The 16,479-nt window shown below is 67.3% G+C and carries 7 protein-coding genes; 2 read left to right on the top strand and 5 right to left on the bottom strand.

Features of this window, described 5'->3' with window-relative positions:
* Nucleotides 1–54 precede the first annotated feature (54 nt).
* Nucleotides 55–1,038, bottom strand: coding sequence for a glycoside hydrolase family 43 protein (locus KOR34_RS25010; protein WP_146568880.1), 984 nt, complete (start codon nucleotides 1,036–1,038; stop codon nucleotides 55–57).
* Nucleotides 1,039–1,290: 252 nt separating this feature from the next.
* Here KOR34_RS25010 and KOR34_RS25015 point away from each other — a divergent pair, with 252 nt between their 5' ends.
* Nucleotides 1,291–3,726 carry a glycoside hydrolase family 2 TIM barrel-domain containing protein gene (locus KOR34_RS25015; protein WP_146568881.1) on the top strand — a complete coding sequence of 812 codons (2,436 nt, stop codon included), beginning with the start codon at nucleotides 1,291–1,293 and terminating at the stop codon, nucleotides 3,724–3,726.
* A 14-nt stretch (nucleotides 3,727–3,740) separates the two neighbouring features.
* Here KOR34_RS25015 and KOR34_RS25020 read toward each other — a convergent pair whose 3' ends face one another.
* From KOR34_RS25020 to KOR34_RS25035, 4 genes are all read right to left on the bottom strand, one after another.
* Nucleotides 3,741–7,010 carry a glycoside hydrolase family 2 TIM barrel-domain containing protein gene (locus KOR34_RS25020; RefSeq protein WP_146568882.1) on the bottom strand — a complete coding sequence of 1,090 codons (3,270 nt, stop codon included), beginning with the start codon at nucleotides 7,008–7,010 and terminating at the stop codon, nucleotides 3,741–3,743.
* Nucleotides 7,003–9,444, bottom strand: a complete 2,442-nt coding sequence (locus KOR34_RS25025) for a glycoside hydrolase family 95 protein (RefSeq protein WP_197531728.1) — start codon at nucleotides 9,442–9,444, stop codon at nucleotides 7,003–7,005. Before KOR34_RS25025 ends, KOR34_RS25020 begins: the two co-directional genes overlap by 8 nt.
* Complete coding sequence (locus tag KOR34_RS25030) at nucleotides 9,437–10,408, bottom strand: hypothetical protein (RefSeq protein ID WP_197531729.1); 972 nt, start codon at nucleotides 10,406–10,408, stop codon at nucleotides 9,437–9,439. Before KOR34_RS25030 ends, KOR34_RS25025 begins: the two co-directional genes overlap by 8 nt.
* A gap of 98 nt (nucleotides 10,409–10,506) precedes the next feature.
* A complete protein-coding gene (locus KOR34_RS25035; RefSeq protein WP_197531730.1) occupies nucleotides 10,507–13,902 on the bottom strand; it encodes a glycosyl hydrolase in 3,396 nt (1,131 codons plus the stop codon).
* 158 nt (nucleotides 13,903–14,060) lie between these two features.
* On the opposite strand from KOR34_RS25035, the gene KOR34_RS25040 reads away from it, so the two are divergent.
* On the top strand, nucleotides 14,061–16,466 hold the full coding sequence (locus tag KOR34_RS25040) for a glycoside hydrolase family 2 TIM barrel-domain containing protein (RefSeq protein ID WP_146568886.1): 2,406 nt from the start codon (nucleotides 14,061–14,063) through the stop codon (nucleotides 16,464–16,466).
* Nucleotides 16,467–16,479 lie beyond the last annotated feature (13 nt).

Here is a 16,479-nt window from a genome sequence, read left to right on the forward strand (position 1 = left end):
CCGCTAATGAGAACTTCGTTCATTAGCGTGGATTCGTGTTCCTCCACCTGGCTGCTACTTGGCGGCGGCGCCGTAGGCCTCGCGCAGCTGCTTCAGCTCCTCTGCCGACACCGGTACGACCGAGCCGTGGCGGAAGCGGAACGGGAACTCGAAGCCCTCGGCCGGCTCGAACTTGCCGGACGACAGGTCGGTCGTGGTGTAGGGCTGGTAGCCGCGGCCGCGGGCGTAGTGGTCGAGGATCAGGCCCCACACGGGCGGCTGGTCGCCGTCGGCGGGCTCGATCTGGTAGCACGCGGGGCCCTCGTAGCCGCGTAGGCGGGCGAGTGAGAACTCGGGCATGCCGGTCCACGGGCCGGCGATCGACTCGGCGCGCTCCATGGTGATCGCCTTGAACTTCTCGTCTTTGGTGAACCGGTAGTAGGCGTCGGCGTCGCGGACGATGGTGGTGTCGATCACGGTGGTCGGCTTCTCGATGTAGATGAACGGCTCGCCGAACTCGCGGAAGTCCTTCGTGCGGGCGGCCCAGATGCGGTGCTTGGCGAAGTCGTCCCGGCCGGTGGTCGACGCCCAGAACACCAGGTAGTCACCCTCCTGCTCGTCGAACACCGCTTCGGGCGCCCAGGTGCAGCCGGCGTCTTCCGGGGCGACCTCGACGCGGCGCGGTTCGGTCCAGTTAACCAGGTCCTTTGACTCCCAGATCACGATCGCGTGGCTGCCGCGGCGGACCGCGCGGCCCCAGTCGCCGTTGCGGTTGATCGACAGGTCGGTCGCGATCAGGAAAAAGCCCTCGCCGTCCGGCCGGCGGAGCAGGTACGGGTCACGCACGCCGCGCTCGCCCAGTTCGCTGACCAGCACCGGCTTGGCGTCGTTCAGCGCGTCCCAGTGGCGGCCGTCCTCGCTCACCGCGAAGTAGACCTGCTCGCCCATCGGCGAGCCCTCGCCGGTGAACGTGACAAACAGGAAACCGGCTGGCGCCGCGGCGAAAGCGGGGGCGGCGGAAAGCACAAACAGGGCCGCCAGGCGTGCGGGCAGGTTCATATTCGGGTCCTCGGTGCGCGACGATCGGCCGCATTGCATTGATTGCAAGAACGGGGGTGGACCATCAATCTTAACCAGCGGCGGCAGGCGAACCTACACCCCGCCGGCAACCGGCCCAACGACACTTGCCCGCGGTCCGCGGGTTCAATCCGGTTGCGGCCCCTACGTACTGCTGTTCTGCTGTTGCTTTCACACGCCGAACAGTGGCTCTCCTCTCCGCCTCCCGAGTACTCACCCCCGACAAACAGCTCAATGAATTGCAGCTCAAAGCTACGCCCCCTGCTACTGCTTCTCAGCAGCGTCTGCCTCCCCGGCGCGGCGTGTGCGCAAGAGTCGCCCCCCGTCCGAGAGCTGTTCGACAACGACTGGCGGTTCCAGCTCGGCGAGCTGGAGGACGGCCAGTCGCCCGAGCTCGACGACAGCCAGTGGCGCTCGCTCGACCTGCCGCACGACTGGTCCGCCGAGGCGCCGTTCGACCCCGAGTTCGCCAGCGGCACCGGCTACCTGCCCGGCGGCGTTGGCTGGTACCGCAAGACGTTCAACGCGCCCGACGAGTGGCAGGGCCGCGAGGTCTCGCTGCACTTCGACGGCGTGTACCGCAACAGCGAGGTGTGGCTCAACGGCCAGCGGGTCGGCGGCCGGCCGTACGGCTACATCCCGTTCAGCGTGCGGATCACGCCCCACCTGAACGTGGGCGGTGAGAACGTGATTGCCGTGCGCGTCGCGCGGGACGAGGTGGCCGACTCCCGCTGGTACCCGGGCACGGGAATCTACCGGCACGTCTGGCTGCAGGCGACCGACCCGGCGCACATCGCGCAGTGGGGCACGTTCGTCACCACGCCGCGCATCACCGACGAGCGGGCCGACATCCTGGTCAGCAACACGGTTGCGAACGAGTCCGACGGCCAGCGCAAGCTGCGCGTGGTGAGCGAGGTGGTCGACCCCAGCGGCGCGCCTCTTTCGCACCAGACCACCAGCGTGACTCTGCCCGCGGGCGGCGAGCAGACGCTGGCCCACTGGCACATCGCCAAAGAGCCGCAGCGGTGGTCGACCGACTCGCCCGTGCTGTACACGGCGGTCACGCGGGTGTTTGACGGCGACCGGCTTGTCGACCAGACCCGCACCCCGTTCGGCGTGCGGAGCTACTACTTCGACCCGAATGAGGGCTTCTTCCTCAACGGCGAGCCGACGCTGATCAAGGGCCTGTGCCTGCACCACGACGCCGGCGTGGTCGGCGCGGCCGTGCCCGACGCGGTGCTCGAGCGGCGGCTGCGGCTGGTCAAGGAGCTGGGCGCCAACGCGGTGCGGTGCAGCCACAACCCGATGGCCAGCGAGCTGTACACGCTGTGCGACCAGATCGGGCTGCTGGTCATGGACGAGGCGTTCGACGAGTGGGAGCTGGGCAAACGCAAGTGGGTGAAGGGCCGGAACGTCGGCCGGGCGGAGCGGTTCGGCTACAACGAGGACTTCGAGGAGTGGGCCGAGCGCGACGCGGCCGACATGGTCCGCCGTGGCCGCAACCACCCGTCGATCATCCTGTGGAGCATCGGCAACGAGATCGACTACCCCGGCGACCCCTACGCGCACCCCGAGTTCTTCGACCCTGCCGCCCCGCCCGTTGACGACGGATCGCCGAGCGTGACCCGCCTGGCGGTGGTGGCGCCCAAGCTGATCGCCGCCGTCAAGCGGCACGACCCCACCCGGCCGGTCACGATGGCGCTCTCCAACATGCCCGCGTCCAACGACATCGGCCTGGCCAACATGCTGGACGTGGCCGGCTACAACTACCAGGAACAGTACTACGAGCAGGACCACCGCGACTTCCCCGGCCGCGTGATCTACGGCAGCGAGAACGGCCGCGGCGCGCGGAGCTGGCAGGCGGTGGTCGACAACGACCACATCAGCTCGATCTACCTGTGGGTCGGGTTCGACTTCCTCGGCGAGGCCGGTCCCTGGCCCAACCACGGCAGCCAGGCGGGCGTGTTCGACACGCGGGGCTTCCTCAAGCCCTACAGCTACCAGCAGAAGAAGCAGTGGGACAGCGAACCGTTTGTGCGGCTGTTCGTCGGCCGGCAGCGGCGCGGCGACGGGGGCCGACGGCGGCGCGGTTTCGGCTACGCCGAGCACCCCCGGCTGTGGCGGGCCGAAGAGGGCGCCGAGCTGCCGGTGTTTGTTGTCACCAACACGGACGAGGTGCGGCTGACCCTGAACGGCGAGGCCGTTGAGGCGGAGCGCTCCCGGTTCGGCGGCGACTTTGTCGCCAGGCTGCCGTACGCCGCTGGCGAGCTGCAAGTCGAGGCTCTTAGCGATGGCGAGGTCGTCGCGACGGACTCGCTGCAGACCCCCGGCGACGCGGCCCGGCTCCAACTGGTCGCCGACCGCACGCGGCTGACCGCCGACGGGCAGGACGCGGCGCACGTGGAGGTGCGGATCGTCGATCGCGATGGGCGGCTGGTCAGTGACTCCGACGCCAAGGTCACGCTGTCGGTCGGCGGCGCCGGCCGGCTGCTGGGCGTCGACAACGGCGACCAGAACGATACGACCGCCCTCAAAAACCCAACCAAGCAGCCGCGCGACGGGCGGCTGCTGGCGGTTGTGCAGAGTGGTCGTGAGCCGGGTCAGGTTGAGGTCACCGCCACGGCCGAGGGGCTGGCGCCGGCGACGATCCAACTCGAAGCCGCCCGCTAACACTGCCGAGGCGTCTACTTGTTTACCGGCTCGAAACGCAGGCGCAGCTCGTAGGTTCTGCCCGGCGGCACGCTGAACTCCTTCAGCACGCCCGGCCCGCAGCTGCTGTTGCCCAGCCCGCATTGCGCAGCGTCGATGGAGAGGATCACCTCGTCACGGGGCTCGAGGTTGTACGTGTGGCCCGCTTCCGCCAGGTCCTGCTGCGTGTACGGCAGCGCCGAGAACGCGAACGGATCGCCGAGCGAAGTCACCCGCACGCCGCGGCCTTCCTCGTCGGTGAGCTCGACCCAGCGGGTGTCCTGGTGGGCGCCGGTCTCCTGCGGTCGGGGCCACGGGAAGTACTGCTCGGCCACCGTGCTGTGGAACCGGCCGAGGAAGGCGCTCGCCTTGCGGTCGGGGTAGTTGGCGTGCGGGCCGCGGCCGAAGTAGCGCAGCTGGTCGAGCGAACCATCGAGCCGCAGCACAACGCCAACCCGCGGCAGCGGCGGGAGCGACGCGTTGGGCGTGATTTTGCTGGTGAGTTCGAGGACGCCGTCGCTCCTTACGATCCAGCTTTCCCGAATGGTTAAACGCGGCTTGTCGCCTACTAGTACGGTACGCTCGGCTACGACCTTAGCCCCGGAGTCTCCAATGAATTCGAGATCAAGAAAGGTTAGCAACGGTTCTAGTTCAGCGAGGCCCACTTGCCGCCACTCCTCAGCCAACCAGCCGCCGAAGCCACGGTCGTTGTCGACCGGAGCGCGGAATAGCTGTGGCATCGGACCTCCCGCTAGTTCATCCGTGCTCGATAGCATCTCGACTTCACCCACCGTGAGAGAGGTGATCGCCGCGTACCTACGGCTGAATACAGCTCGTACTCCACTCGCCTCAATGGAGATCACGTCATCACTGTCATCAATCTGGAAGTCATCGACCTGGGCAAGCGGCGCTGCATCACGGTGGGGCGCCACTCCCAATGTGAGCTGCTCAGCAGCGACCACCTGTCCGGCCGGCGCCCAGGTCGCCGGTTCGCGGAGCACGAACTCAAGATTCAACAACCACTCGCCCGGCTGCGAGTGGTCCCAGCCATCGGGTGTCAGGGCAAGCTCGCATTCGCCGCGGGACGGGCAGGCGGGCGGGGCGACCTCGCCCTGCGTGGTCGCGACGCCATCCCGCAGCAGCGTCCAGCGGAGGACGTACCGACTCAGGTCCGCAAAGTCCTGGCGGTTGACCAGACGCACCCTCACCCGGCCGCGATCGGCAGAAACCAGCTCAGCCTCCACCGGCTGGTAGACGTGCTTCAACTCCCAGTACTTGGGCGTCAGCGTGCGGTCGGCCAGCACGACGCCATTCAAACAGAATGCGCCGTGGTTGGGTTGGTCGCCGAGGTCGCCGCCCCGGGCGAAGTACCGCCGGCCGTTCGCCGCGGTGCGGAGCAGACCCTGGTCGCACCAGTCCCAGACGAACCCGCCCAGCAGCTTGGAGTGCGAGTAAATCTCCTGCCAGTAGCGGTCGAGGTTGCCCATCGCGTTGCCCATCGCGTGGGCGTACTCGCTGGTGAGCACGGGATGTGGGTCGGCTTCGTTCTCGGCCAGGTCGAGCAGCCGCTCCCACCGGGCGTTCTCCGCCCGCTCGGGGGCGCCGTCGGCCAACGCCGAGGGGTTGAGGTACTCGGCCCGCAGGCGGGGGTAGAATCGGCTGCGGACGTCTACCCAGTCGGGGTCGCGGGGGTCGCCCTGCGCGCCTTCGTGATGGACCGGCCTGGTCGGATCGAACGCGTGCAGCCAGCCCGCGCAAGATGCGAAGTTGGGCCCCTGCCCCGACTCGTTGCCGAGCGACCACATCACCACCGACGCGTGGTTCTTGTCCCGCTCGGCGAGTCGCACCACGCGGTCCAGGAACGCCGCGGCCCAGCGGGGTTCGTGCGAAAGCTTGCCGCGGAGGCCGTGGGTCTCGAGGTCGGCCTCGTCCATGACGTACAGGCCGTGGCGGTCGCACAGCTCGTACCAGTACGGGTCGTTCGGGTAGTGGGCGGTGCGGACGGCATTGACGTTCGCCTGCTTCAGCAGCCGGATGTCCTGCTCCATCCGCTCGCGGCTGATTGCGTGGCCGGTCACCGGGTCGTGCTCGTGCCGGTTCACGCCCCGCAGGCGGATTGGCTGGCCGTTGACCAGCATCTGCCCGCCACGGATCTCGACCTCGCGGACGCCGACCTTGCCGCCGACCGCCTCGACGGTCTGGCCGGCGGGGTTCTTCAGCGCGATGGCGAGCGAGTACAGGTGGGGTGTTTCGGCGGTCCAGCGTTTGGCATTGGGGACCGGCAACTCCAACCAGCCGAACCGCCCCGCCCCACGCTGCGGCGTGCGGTCGTTCAGCACCCGGGAACGCGATGCGCGGTTGAGGATTGGCTCGGCGTCCTGCTCGTCAGCGGCAACTTGCGACGCGTCATCGAAGAGCCGGGCCGACACGGTCCAGCCGGCAAGGTCCTCGCCCGCGGGCGCGTCGAGATCCAGGTCGATGGCGATGTTTGCGTCGCGGTACCGATCGTCCAGCTCCGTGCGGACCGTGTAGTCGGCGATCCGCTGCGGCGCTGTCGAGTAGAGCGTCACGTCGCGGCAGATGCCGGCCATCCGCCACATGTCCTGGTCTTCCAGGTAGCTGCCGTCCGACCAGCGGTAGACCTCCACCGCGATGTGATTCTCCCCTGCGTGCACCGCGTCGGTGATTTCAAACTCCGCCGGCGAGCGGCTCCCCTGGCTGTAGCCGATCTTCTGCCCGTTTACCCACAGGTAGAACGCGCCCTCAACACCAGCAAAGTGCACAAGCACCCGCCGCCCGTTCCAGTCAGACGGAAGCTCGAAGGTGCGGCGGTAGCTCCCGACCGGGTTGCGGGAGGCAAACGCGGTGTGCGAACTCTTGGGCTCGGAGGTGACCCGCGGCGGGTCAATCTTGAACGTGTAGCCGGCGCTGACGTAGATCGGCGTGCCGTGACCGTGCATCTGCCAGCTGGAAGGAACCGGCAGCGTGCCCCATGCCGAGTCGTCGAACGAAGGCTCGTGGAAGCGTTCCGGGCGGTGCTCTGGATTGGGCGACCAGTGGAACCGCCAATCGCCGTTCAGTGAGGTAGAATACGGAGAATTCTCGCCGCCTGCGACTACCTGCTCGGCCGTTTCACAAGGCCAGAAAGTCGCGCGGGCAGGCAGCCGGCTGATCGCGAGAACCTGCTCGTTTTCCCAGTCGGGCGCCGAGAGGGCGCCAGCGACCAGCACTGCCCACGCGCCAAGAACCTGCGTCAGCCTAGCCATCCGACGCCACCGGATTGAGATTGCCGTCGAGCGTGACGCTCTCGCCGGCCGCCAGACTGAGCGATTTGGACGCGTCGCCGACCTTAAGAACGGCCGGGTGGCCGAGCGTCGATGTGACCGTCGCCCGCATCAGCCGGCCGTCGGACCAGCTGAGATCCACCTCGTACCCGGCCCGCGCCCGCAGGCCCTCCGCCGCGCCCACCGGCCAGGCCGATGGCAGTGCGGGAAGCAGGTTGATGACGACCGGCGAGTCGCCGGCGGGGTCCTCGAGCCGGCTCTGGAGCAGCATTTCGGCAATGGCGGCCGTTGCTCCAAAGTTGCCGTCGATCTGGAACGGCGGGTGTGCGTCGAACAGGTTGGGGTAGGTGCCACCCTGCCAGCGGATGCCGTCCTTGCCGCCGCCGACCGGGTGGAGCTGGTTATTGATCATCGTCAGGGCGCGGTCGCCGTCGCCCAGCCGAGCCCACAGGCAGGCCTTGTTGGCCAGGCTCCAACCGGTGCCGCCGTCGCCGCGGGCGTCGAGCGACCGCCGCGCGGCCTCGGCCAGCTCGGGCGTGTCGGCGTTGATCGCCTGACCGGGATAGACCGCCCACAGGTGCGAGATGTGGCGGTGGTGGGGGTCCTGTTCGGGCCGTTCGGTGAGCCACTCGAGGATCCGCCCATCGGAGCCGATCTGGTTGGGCGCCAGCCGCCCGCGGACCTGGATCAGCCGCTCGCGGAGCTGCTGGTCACGATCAAGGATCGTCGACGCGTCGATCACGGCGCCAAACAGGTACCGCAGCAGCTGCTGGTCCATGGTCGGCCCCATGCAGGTGTGCAGCGATCGGCCCTGCTCGTCCAGGAACGCGTTCTCCGGCGAGTTGGACGGCGCCGTCACCAGCCAGCCGTGGGTGGGTTCCTCGATCAGGATGCTGGCGTAAAACTCCGCCGCGCCGCGGAGCGTGGGGTAGACCTCCTCCAGAAACTCACGGTCGAGGGTGAACTGGTAGTGGTCCCACAGGTGCTGGCACATCCACGCCGAACACGAGACAGTCGACCCCCACGCGGCGGACTCGCCCGGCGAAGTGAACCCCCACGGGTTGAGCAGCAGGTGGGCAACCCACCCCGGCGCGTCGTAGTACGCGCGGGCGGTCTCTTGGCCCGGCTCGACCAGCGAGCCGATCAAGTCAAACACCGGGCGGTTCAATGGCGACAGGTTGGTGATCTCCGCCGGCCAGTAGTTCATCTGGATGTTGACGTTGGCGTGCCAGTCGGCGTTCCACGGCGTCTGCAGCTCCTCGGCCCAGATCCCCTGCAGGTTAGCCGGCAGACCCCCGGGGCGGGACGAGCTGATCAGCAGGTAGCGGCCAAAGTCAAACAGCGTGGCCGGCAGGTCGATATCCGAGGGGTCCTCGGCGTAAGCCGCTAGGCGCTGGGGCGTGGGGAGCGACGCGTTGGGGTGGGCCGCCGGGTACTTGTCTCCCAGCTGCAGCGAGGACCGCTGGAACCACCGTTGGTAGTCCGCCACGTGCTCGGCGCGGAGGGTATCGAAGTCCTTGTCGGCGGCGCTGGCGAGGTCGCGCCGGGCCTGGTCGGCTGGGTCGTCCACCGGGCGGCCGGCGAAGCTCTCGATGGCCACCGCGGCAGAAACCGCGACCACCACGCTGTCGGCGCCGGTCACCGCGAGCTTGCCATCGGCGGCGGCGACACGGCCCCCCTGATTCATCACACGGACCAGCGAAGCGAACCTGACGCCACGGTCGCCGCCGTGCCCGTCGGGCAGCTGGCCGGTAATCAGCAGCGTGGCGTCGCCGGTCGTCTCTATCGAGGCGTTCTCGGCGCGATTTAGCTCGACCTTGAAGCTGAGGCCGCCGGGCTGCTCGCTCTCTAACCGCAGCAGCAGGCACTCGGCCGGCTTGCTGACGAATGCCTCACGCGTGAACTTATTCTTGCCTTGATGGTAGCGCGTCGTCGCGATCGCTCGGTCGAGCATCAAACGGCGTTGGTAGCCCTTGGCTGGCGTTGCGGCGCCTTCGTGATTGAACCGGAGCAGCAACTCGGCCAGCTGCTGGTAGCACCCGTAGGGGGCGTCTTTCCCGCGGCCGCGGTTGGACCCTAGTCCAGTGCAGGTGAAGTTGCGATTCACGAGGGCTTCGGCCTCGGCGTTCTTGCCCTCGAGCAGCAGCCGCCGGATCGCCGGGAGCGCCCGGTGCGCGTCGGCGCGGTCGGCCTGCTGGGGGCTGCCTGACCACATGCCGCCCTCGTTGAGCACAACCCGCAGCTCGTCGGTCCCGCCGAACAGCATGGCGCCCAGCCGGCCGTTGCCCAGCGGGAGCGACTCGGTGAACCGCTCGGCCGGCTTGTCGAACCAGATCGTGCGGGCGGCGGGCAGCGCCGCCACCGTGGAATCGACGGCGACTAGCAGCGTCAGGCAAACAGCGGCAGCTCTACTCATGGTCTCCCCGGAGGTCTTTGGAGGTCGCGAGGGCGAGGGTGCGTTTCTTTCCGCCAACGGCGCAGTAGAAATGGTACACCACCCCATTGTGCTTGATCAGCCACGGCTTGTGGGCGAAGGTCTTGTCCCATTCTTCGGACGGCTCGATCAGGTTTTCCCCCTCCCACTTGGTCCAGTGCACCAGGTCCCGCGACACGGCGAAAGTGTCGAACGCCCCGATCCCCTTCTTCCAGCCGGCGCCAAAGTACGGCATCACCCACAGGTCGCCCATGCGGATGATCTGCGGGTCGCCCGTGATGCCCTTGCCGTTGTCCACGACGGGGCCGTCGCCGTAGCGGCGCCAGGTGACCAGGTCGTCGGAGACCGCGATGCCGATCCGCTCGACCCAGGCGTCCCGCTGCTTGGCGTTGTAGAACATGACAAACGGGGCGCCGAGCGTCTGCGACTCGTCTCGAAAGACGTGGCTCTTGTAAAGCGTCTTCCGCTCGAAGGGTCGGGCGTCGGCGTCGTCGGGCGAGAGGACCGGGTTCTCCTTGAGCCGTTCCCAGGGCTGGCCGCTGCCAAGCTCAGTGGTGTGGGCCATGCCGATGGCGAGCGGGTCGGTCTCGTAGCCCTGCTTGTGCCCGCCGAAGTAAGAGATCCAGTACTTGCCGTCGTGCTGGCTGATGGCGGAGCCGCCCTCCCACTTTGGATCGACCAGCGCGATGCTGCCGTCGGCCTGCCAGCGGTCCCAGCCCTGGTCGCGGAACGGGAGCACCGTTCCGAGGATCTTCCAGTCGAGCAGGTTGTCGCTCTTGGCGATGCAGGTCTCGTAACCGACCAGGTTGCTTATCTTCACGAACACCATGTACCACGAGCCGTCGTGTCGGAACACATTGGGGCAGTCGTAGTACTGGTCCTCTTCCGGCGTGAGGATCGTGCCGTACTTATAGGGAGTGCGGAGCTCTTCGTAGACGCGCTGCATGCTGGCGTCGTCGATGGTATGCGGTGCTGTCGCCGTCTCATCGGCAACCGCGCTTGTGGCAAGCAATACCGAAAGTAAAAGGACGGACCGTAGAGTCATCATTGCGGGGCTTCTGCTTGAGAAGTATTCGATTGAAGTTTGACGGGGCCAAGCAGCCCAAACGGCACAGGGCCCACCGACCCGGGCAGCGGCCGGGCGTTGGTCCAGGTCAGCCGCTCGTGCTCAGGCGCCTTGGCGTCGGCGAGGATGCGGTTCCGCCATACGCCAGCGACCTGGACCTCCAGCCTGTTCTCGCCGGCCGTCACGGCATCGGTGACGTCAACCCGATACGGCGGCGTCCAGGCCACACCGCAGTCGACGCCGTTGACATGAACTCTTGCCGTACCCGCGACAGAACTCAGGTCCAGCCAAGCCCGGTCCTGCCCGTCCTCCGGATTGTAGTCGAACGCCGCGTCGTACGTGGCGATGCCGTCGAATGCCCGCACACCGGGATCGCTGTGGTCGGAGAGGTCAACCAGGCCGGCTAGCTCGATCGCGTCCGGCGCGGGGCCGATGGCAGGCTCAAACGTTACCCGCCAGGCGGTCGGCTCGATCGCGACGACTTGCTGTCGCGAATCCGCTGGCGCCAGGTCGTTGAGCTTCTCGTCGCTCAATACCAGAAGCAACGACTGATGCGGCTCGAGAGAAACCTGCCACCGCCCGCCCTGCTGAATTGCGGGTGCCTGGCTACCGGTCACCGGGTCCCACACCGCGGCGTGCGGCCTGCTCGCCCGCACGCCTACGCTGACACTCCGCCGCGTGTCCTGCTGGTTAGCAAGGAGATAGACGTCCCAACCATCGCCTCGACGGTGGGTCCAGCCGACCTGACGGGCGGTCTCGCCCGCTTCGTCCCAGGCCTGCAGGTCGCGGTTGATCCCTAGCGGATCGAGTGAATCGGGCCGCCAGGCCCCGACCGAGACGTTCGGGTGATCGGCTAGCCGCGAGGCCAGGTCGTCCAGAACCTCGGTGTCGGCTTCGGGGTCGCCCATCCCGGGTGTCCGCTCCGGCAGATCGACCAGCACCAAACGCCCGCCCGCGTCGGCCAACGACAATAGTTTCTCGCCGACCTCCACAGACATCAGGCCCGCCTGCGGCGACATCGGCCGGCTGCCGGGGACAACCAGCACGCCGTAGCTCGCGCCGCCCGGCAGCACAATGCGGCCGTCCTCAACCTCCGCTAGTCGCAGCAGAGCGTCGCGGTTGAGGGAGTCGTACTTGTACCCGCGGAGCGGGTCCGTGCCGCCGGCGGGGTCGGCCATATTCGCCGAGTGCCGCACGCCCTCGGGCATCTCGCGGGTGGGAACGCCGCGGTTGGCGAGCCGCCGCCGCTCTTTGCTGACGCGTTGCTCGCCGATCAGGCCGGGCAGCGTGTCGATGAGTCGTTCAGGCAGAACCGCCCGACTCGGCAACTCCTCGCCGGTGAACACCGCGATGTCGACCACCGCGTCGCCCTGCTGCAGCACCGCCTGCAGCCGCTGCAGGTAGCCGTTCCAGGCGTAGGCGTGCGGCTGCCAAACCTGGTCCCGCTGCTGGAACGTGCCGATGCCGTTGAGCGTCACGCCCGGCTTGCGGTCGAGCCACGGGTTGTGCATCCAGACATGGTGCACCAACTGGTTGACGCCCAGACACAGGTTGTGGTCGGCCATCGGCTTGAGAATGGCCGGCGACTCGTCCCAGCGGATGCGGAGTTGGGTGAACGCCTCGGCGCCGATAGTGCGTTTGCCGTAGATGTGCCCGGCTGAGATCGCGTCGAGCACATCGTTCGGCTTGTCGTGCGTCGGGCTCTGCCGCCAGAATTCGCCCATCGGCATACTGACGTGCTGGTAGTGCCTGAGGCCGTCGGCCAGCATGGTGGGCGCCGTGCACTCGGCGGAAAACGAGGAGCCGGCTTCGGCCGCCAGCTCTTCGAGCGTACCGAAGAACGCTCCGTCGAGTCGCTCGGCAAGCGTCCGCCGAAAGTCGTGAAGAAAACGCTCGGAAGCGTCCGCGTCGTCAATCACGTAGCCGGCCAGTGTTGGAAGCCAGGGCGCCGCGGGGTAGCCGCGACGCTCTATGAATTGCTGCGGCAGGTCGGCCGTCCAATTCTGGCTGCCGCACTCCCAGCTATCGACGTGCAACCTGGTCAGCACCCTGCCGGCAAGCTCGGCCCCCAACTGCCGACGCGCCTCACCGAACCAACCGGCGTACTGGGTTCGAACCGCCTGCGGGTTGAGCTTGTCGCACTCCAGCCCCTTGCCGCCGCCGCCAGTGGCGTTCTGCTTGCCGGTCGAGGTGTGCCCGAACCGCAGCACTACCCATTCGCCGGGCGGCGCGTCCCAATGAAGCACGCCCTGCTCGTCCATCATCGAAGTGACGTCAACGACCGAGTTGCTGGAAACAGCCGCCGCGGCGTCCACATCAGGCGATATCGGCGACACCCGCCACACAGCGCCCGATTTGCCGCGGAAGTGGTGCACGCAGGCCGCGCTGGAGAGCTCGATCCCCTGCACCTTCAGCACGGGGCTCCACTTTGCGAAGTCCAGATCCTCGGCGCCCGGCTCGGCGCCCTCTGGGTCGAATGACAGGCGGAAAACGCAAGCGGTCGTCGCCGGAACCGCGTGCGTCACCGGGCGGCCCTCGTCCTGCCAGCCATGTCGTGGGGCCGATAGCTGGGCGATCGGGCGGAATACTTGCCCATCGTCGCTCGCCTCGAGCCGCATCCGCTGACACTGGTAGTTGTTGCCGTCGGGACGGATGGTCACGGCCCGGCAGGTGAACGGCTGTTCGAAGCGGAAGTCGATCCAGCACGGCGCCGATGAGCGGAGCCGCTCGGTGTTGCCCGGCACAACAAGCTGCTGGGCCTGCTGGTCAGCGGCGTTGGTGGTCACGGTCACCGGAACGCTGGCTGTCGAGATCCCCTCGCCCTCTGGCGCTGGGAACGTCAGCACGGCGACATCCTCATAATAGCCCTCGCGGGTGGCTGGGCGGGGAAGCGTCAGTTCCGCAGGCCCGCCGCCAGACGCGATCGTTCGGGACCAGACGAGCTGCTGCATCGACAGCTCTGGTGTGATCCACGGCCCACCCGCTAGCGCAAACCCGTCGCTTAAGTGCATAGCCAGCTCGATGCCGGCGCGATCGGCCTCCGCTGCGGCGTGACGGACAAGGTCCCACCAGTGCGGCGAGAGCTGCGTCGCCTGCGGGCTCACCAGCGGAGGGTCCTGCGGCCCGTAGATCGGCATCAAGTATGCGCCGCCGAGTCCGGCGTCGCGCATCGCACTAATGTCGGCGGAGATCCCTTCAGCTGTGACCGCCGCGTCGAGCCAGTACCAAAAGGTCCAAGGCTTGGCGGAGTCGGCCGGCGAAACGAACGCGTGCTCCAATTCCGCCGTGTCGGCCCGGGACGAGGAGCTGCACGCAAGCAGCGCACAGAGCGCAGCCGCGCAGATCGTGTTGGCGAACCGATGCGTAGCAGGCAAGCGGAGACCCAGTCGTTGGGGACCTGAGAACAGACACCAGTAGGGTGTGGGCAATCTATGCTACCCCGCGTTGCAGACCGCGTTCCACAAACCGGCGACGCAAAAAGAGGCTTGTTTTCCGTCAGATTCAATTGTTCTGCCTGAAGCAGCGGGCTCCAATGAACCGAATGCGTCCCTTCCTGTCCGCCCTGCCCACGATCCTAGCCGCCCTCTGCTGCGCGTCCGCGTACGCGGCACAGCGCGAGCGGATCGATGATGATTGGCATTTTCGCCTGGGCGACGTTGCTGACGCTCAGCTCACTGAACACGACGACAACCATTGGCCCCAGGTGCGGCTTCCCCACGACTGGAGCATCGGCTTATCGCGTTCCGCCGACGAACCTAGCGCCGGCGGGGGCGGGTTCTTCCCGACCGGCGTGGGCTGGTACCGCCGCCAACTGCACTGCGTGCCAACAGCAGGAGAACGCACCTGGTTGGTGTTCGATGGCGTCTACCGGAACGCCACGGTCTGGCTAAACGGCGAACAGCTCGGCGGCCACGCCTACGGCTACACGCCGTTCCGATTCGAGATCACCAACCGACTCTCCGCCGACGAGCCGAATCTGCTGGCGGTGCGTGTCGACAACTCCGCCCAGCCCAACAGTCGCTGGTACACTGGTTCGGGGATCTACCGTCACGTCTGGCTCGAGCGGCGCCCCACGTTGTCGATCGATCCGCAGTCCTGTGTGGCGTCGGTAGATACGCTGGAGGGCCGGCAATGCACACTCAGCACCTCGGCCCGCGTTGAACAGACTACGCCACAAGAGACTCTGGCCGAATTGCGGGTCGAGCTCTTCAGCCCTGACGGCGAGGTCGTCGCGTCGCACACCGAACCAATTCGGGCGTCACGCGGCAAGTCCGCTGAGACGCACCAGAAGTTGGTGCTTAGCAACCCGCGGCTGTGGAGCCCCGACGACCCCGCACTCTACACGGTCCGCTACCTGTTGTTGAGCGATGGCAAGGAAGTCGACCGGCACGAGTCGTCCTTCGGGATCCGCACCATTGAGGTAACTGCCGACCGCGGCTTGCTGCTCAACGGCAAGCCCGTAGCCCTGTTTGGCGGCAACGTCCACCACGACAACGGCTGCCTCGGCGCGGCCGCGTTCGACCGGGCGGAGCAGCGGAAGGCCGGGCTGCTCAAAGAAGCCGGGTACAACGCGGTCCGCACCGCCCACAACCCGCCCTCCCCCGCCTTCCTCGACGCCTGCGACCGGCTCGGACTGCTCGTGATCGACGAGGCGTTCGACTGCTGGGCGAAGAAAAAAGTCGCGCACGACTACCACGAGGACTTCGCCGAGAACTGGCGGGCCGACCTGGCGGCGATGGTGCGGCGGGACCGCCACCACCCCTCCGTGATCATGTGGAGCATCGGCAATGAGATGTACGAGCGCGGCGCCGATCACGCCCCCGACCTTGCGGGTGAGATGGTAGCGGTCGTGCGTGAGCTCGACCCGACCCGGCCCGTCACGGCGGGGGTCAACGGGCTGGGCCCGCAGAACTGGAGCAAGCTGGATCGCCTGTTCGGCGAGTTGGATGTCGCCGGGTACAACTACGAGCAGGGCCGCTACGCCGACGACCACCAGCGAGTTCCCGATCGGGTGATGTACGCCAGCGAGTCCTACCTAAGTGACCTGGCAACCAGCCGCGACCATGTATCTTCTCGCCCTTATGTGGTGGGCGACTTCGTCTGGTCGGCGATCGACTACCTAGGCGAGGCCGGGATCGGCCGGAATTTCCCGCCCGGCGCGACCGTCACACCGCACTGGGAGGGAACACACTACCCCTACCATGGCGCGCTGTGCGGCGACATTGATATCACCGGCGTCCGAAGGCCTATCTCCCACTTTCGCGAAATCGTTTGGGACCGAGGAGAAAGGCTGTCTGTTGCAGTAGTTGAACCGGCGCCCGATGGCGGAGCGTGGCAGCCATCGCAATGGGCGACCGAACCCCTCATGGCCAGCTGGACCTGGCCGGGGCACGAGGGGCGAGATCTCCAAGTCAAGGTCGCTAGCCGCTGGCCAACGGTCCGGGTTGAGCTGAATGGCCAGGTTGTTGGTGAAGTCACACCGAGTGGCTACGAGGATGGCGTCGCCACGCTGAGTGTGCGGTACGCCCCGGGCGAGGTTACCGCGATAGGACTCGACGAACAGGGGCGGGCTCAACAGCGGATGGTGCTCACCACCGCCGGCCCAGCGGAGAGCATCCGCCTTACGCCCGACCGGACGGACCTAGTCGCCGACGGACAGGATCTGAGCTTCGTCGCTGTAGAGATTGTCGATGCCGACGGTCTGGTTCGCCCGGACGCAGATCACCAGGTCACCTACACGATCGACGGTCCGGGCACGATCGTCGGTGTTGGCAGCGGCGACCTCAGCTCCGACGAACCGTACAACGCGCTTTCACGGCGTGTCTTTCACGGCCGGGCGTTGGTTGTGGTCCGCAGCGATGACGACACCGGTACCATCACCCTGACAGCCTCCGCGCCGGGACTTCCTGCAGCGGAACTGGAACTGTCGAGCCGCTAGGCTCTCCCCCAAC

The organism is Posidoniimonas corsicana, assembly GCF_007859765.1.
GTDB classification, from domain to species: Bacteria; Planctomycetota; Planctomycetia; order Pirellulales; family Lacipirellulaceae; genus Posidoniimonas; species Posidoniimonas corsicana.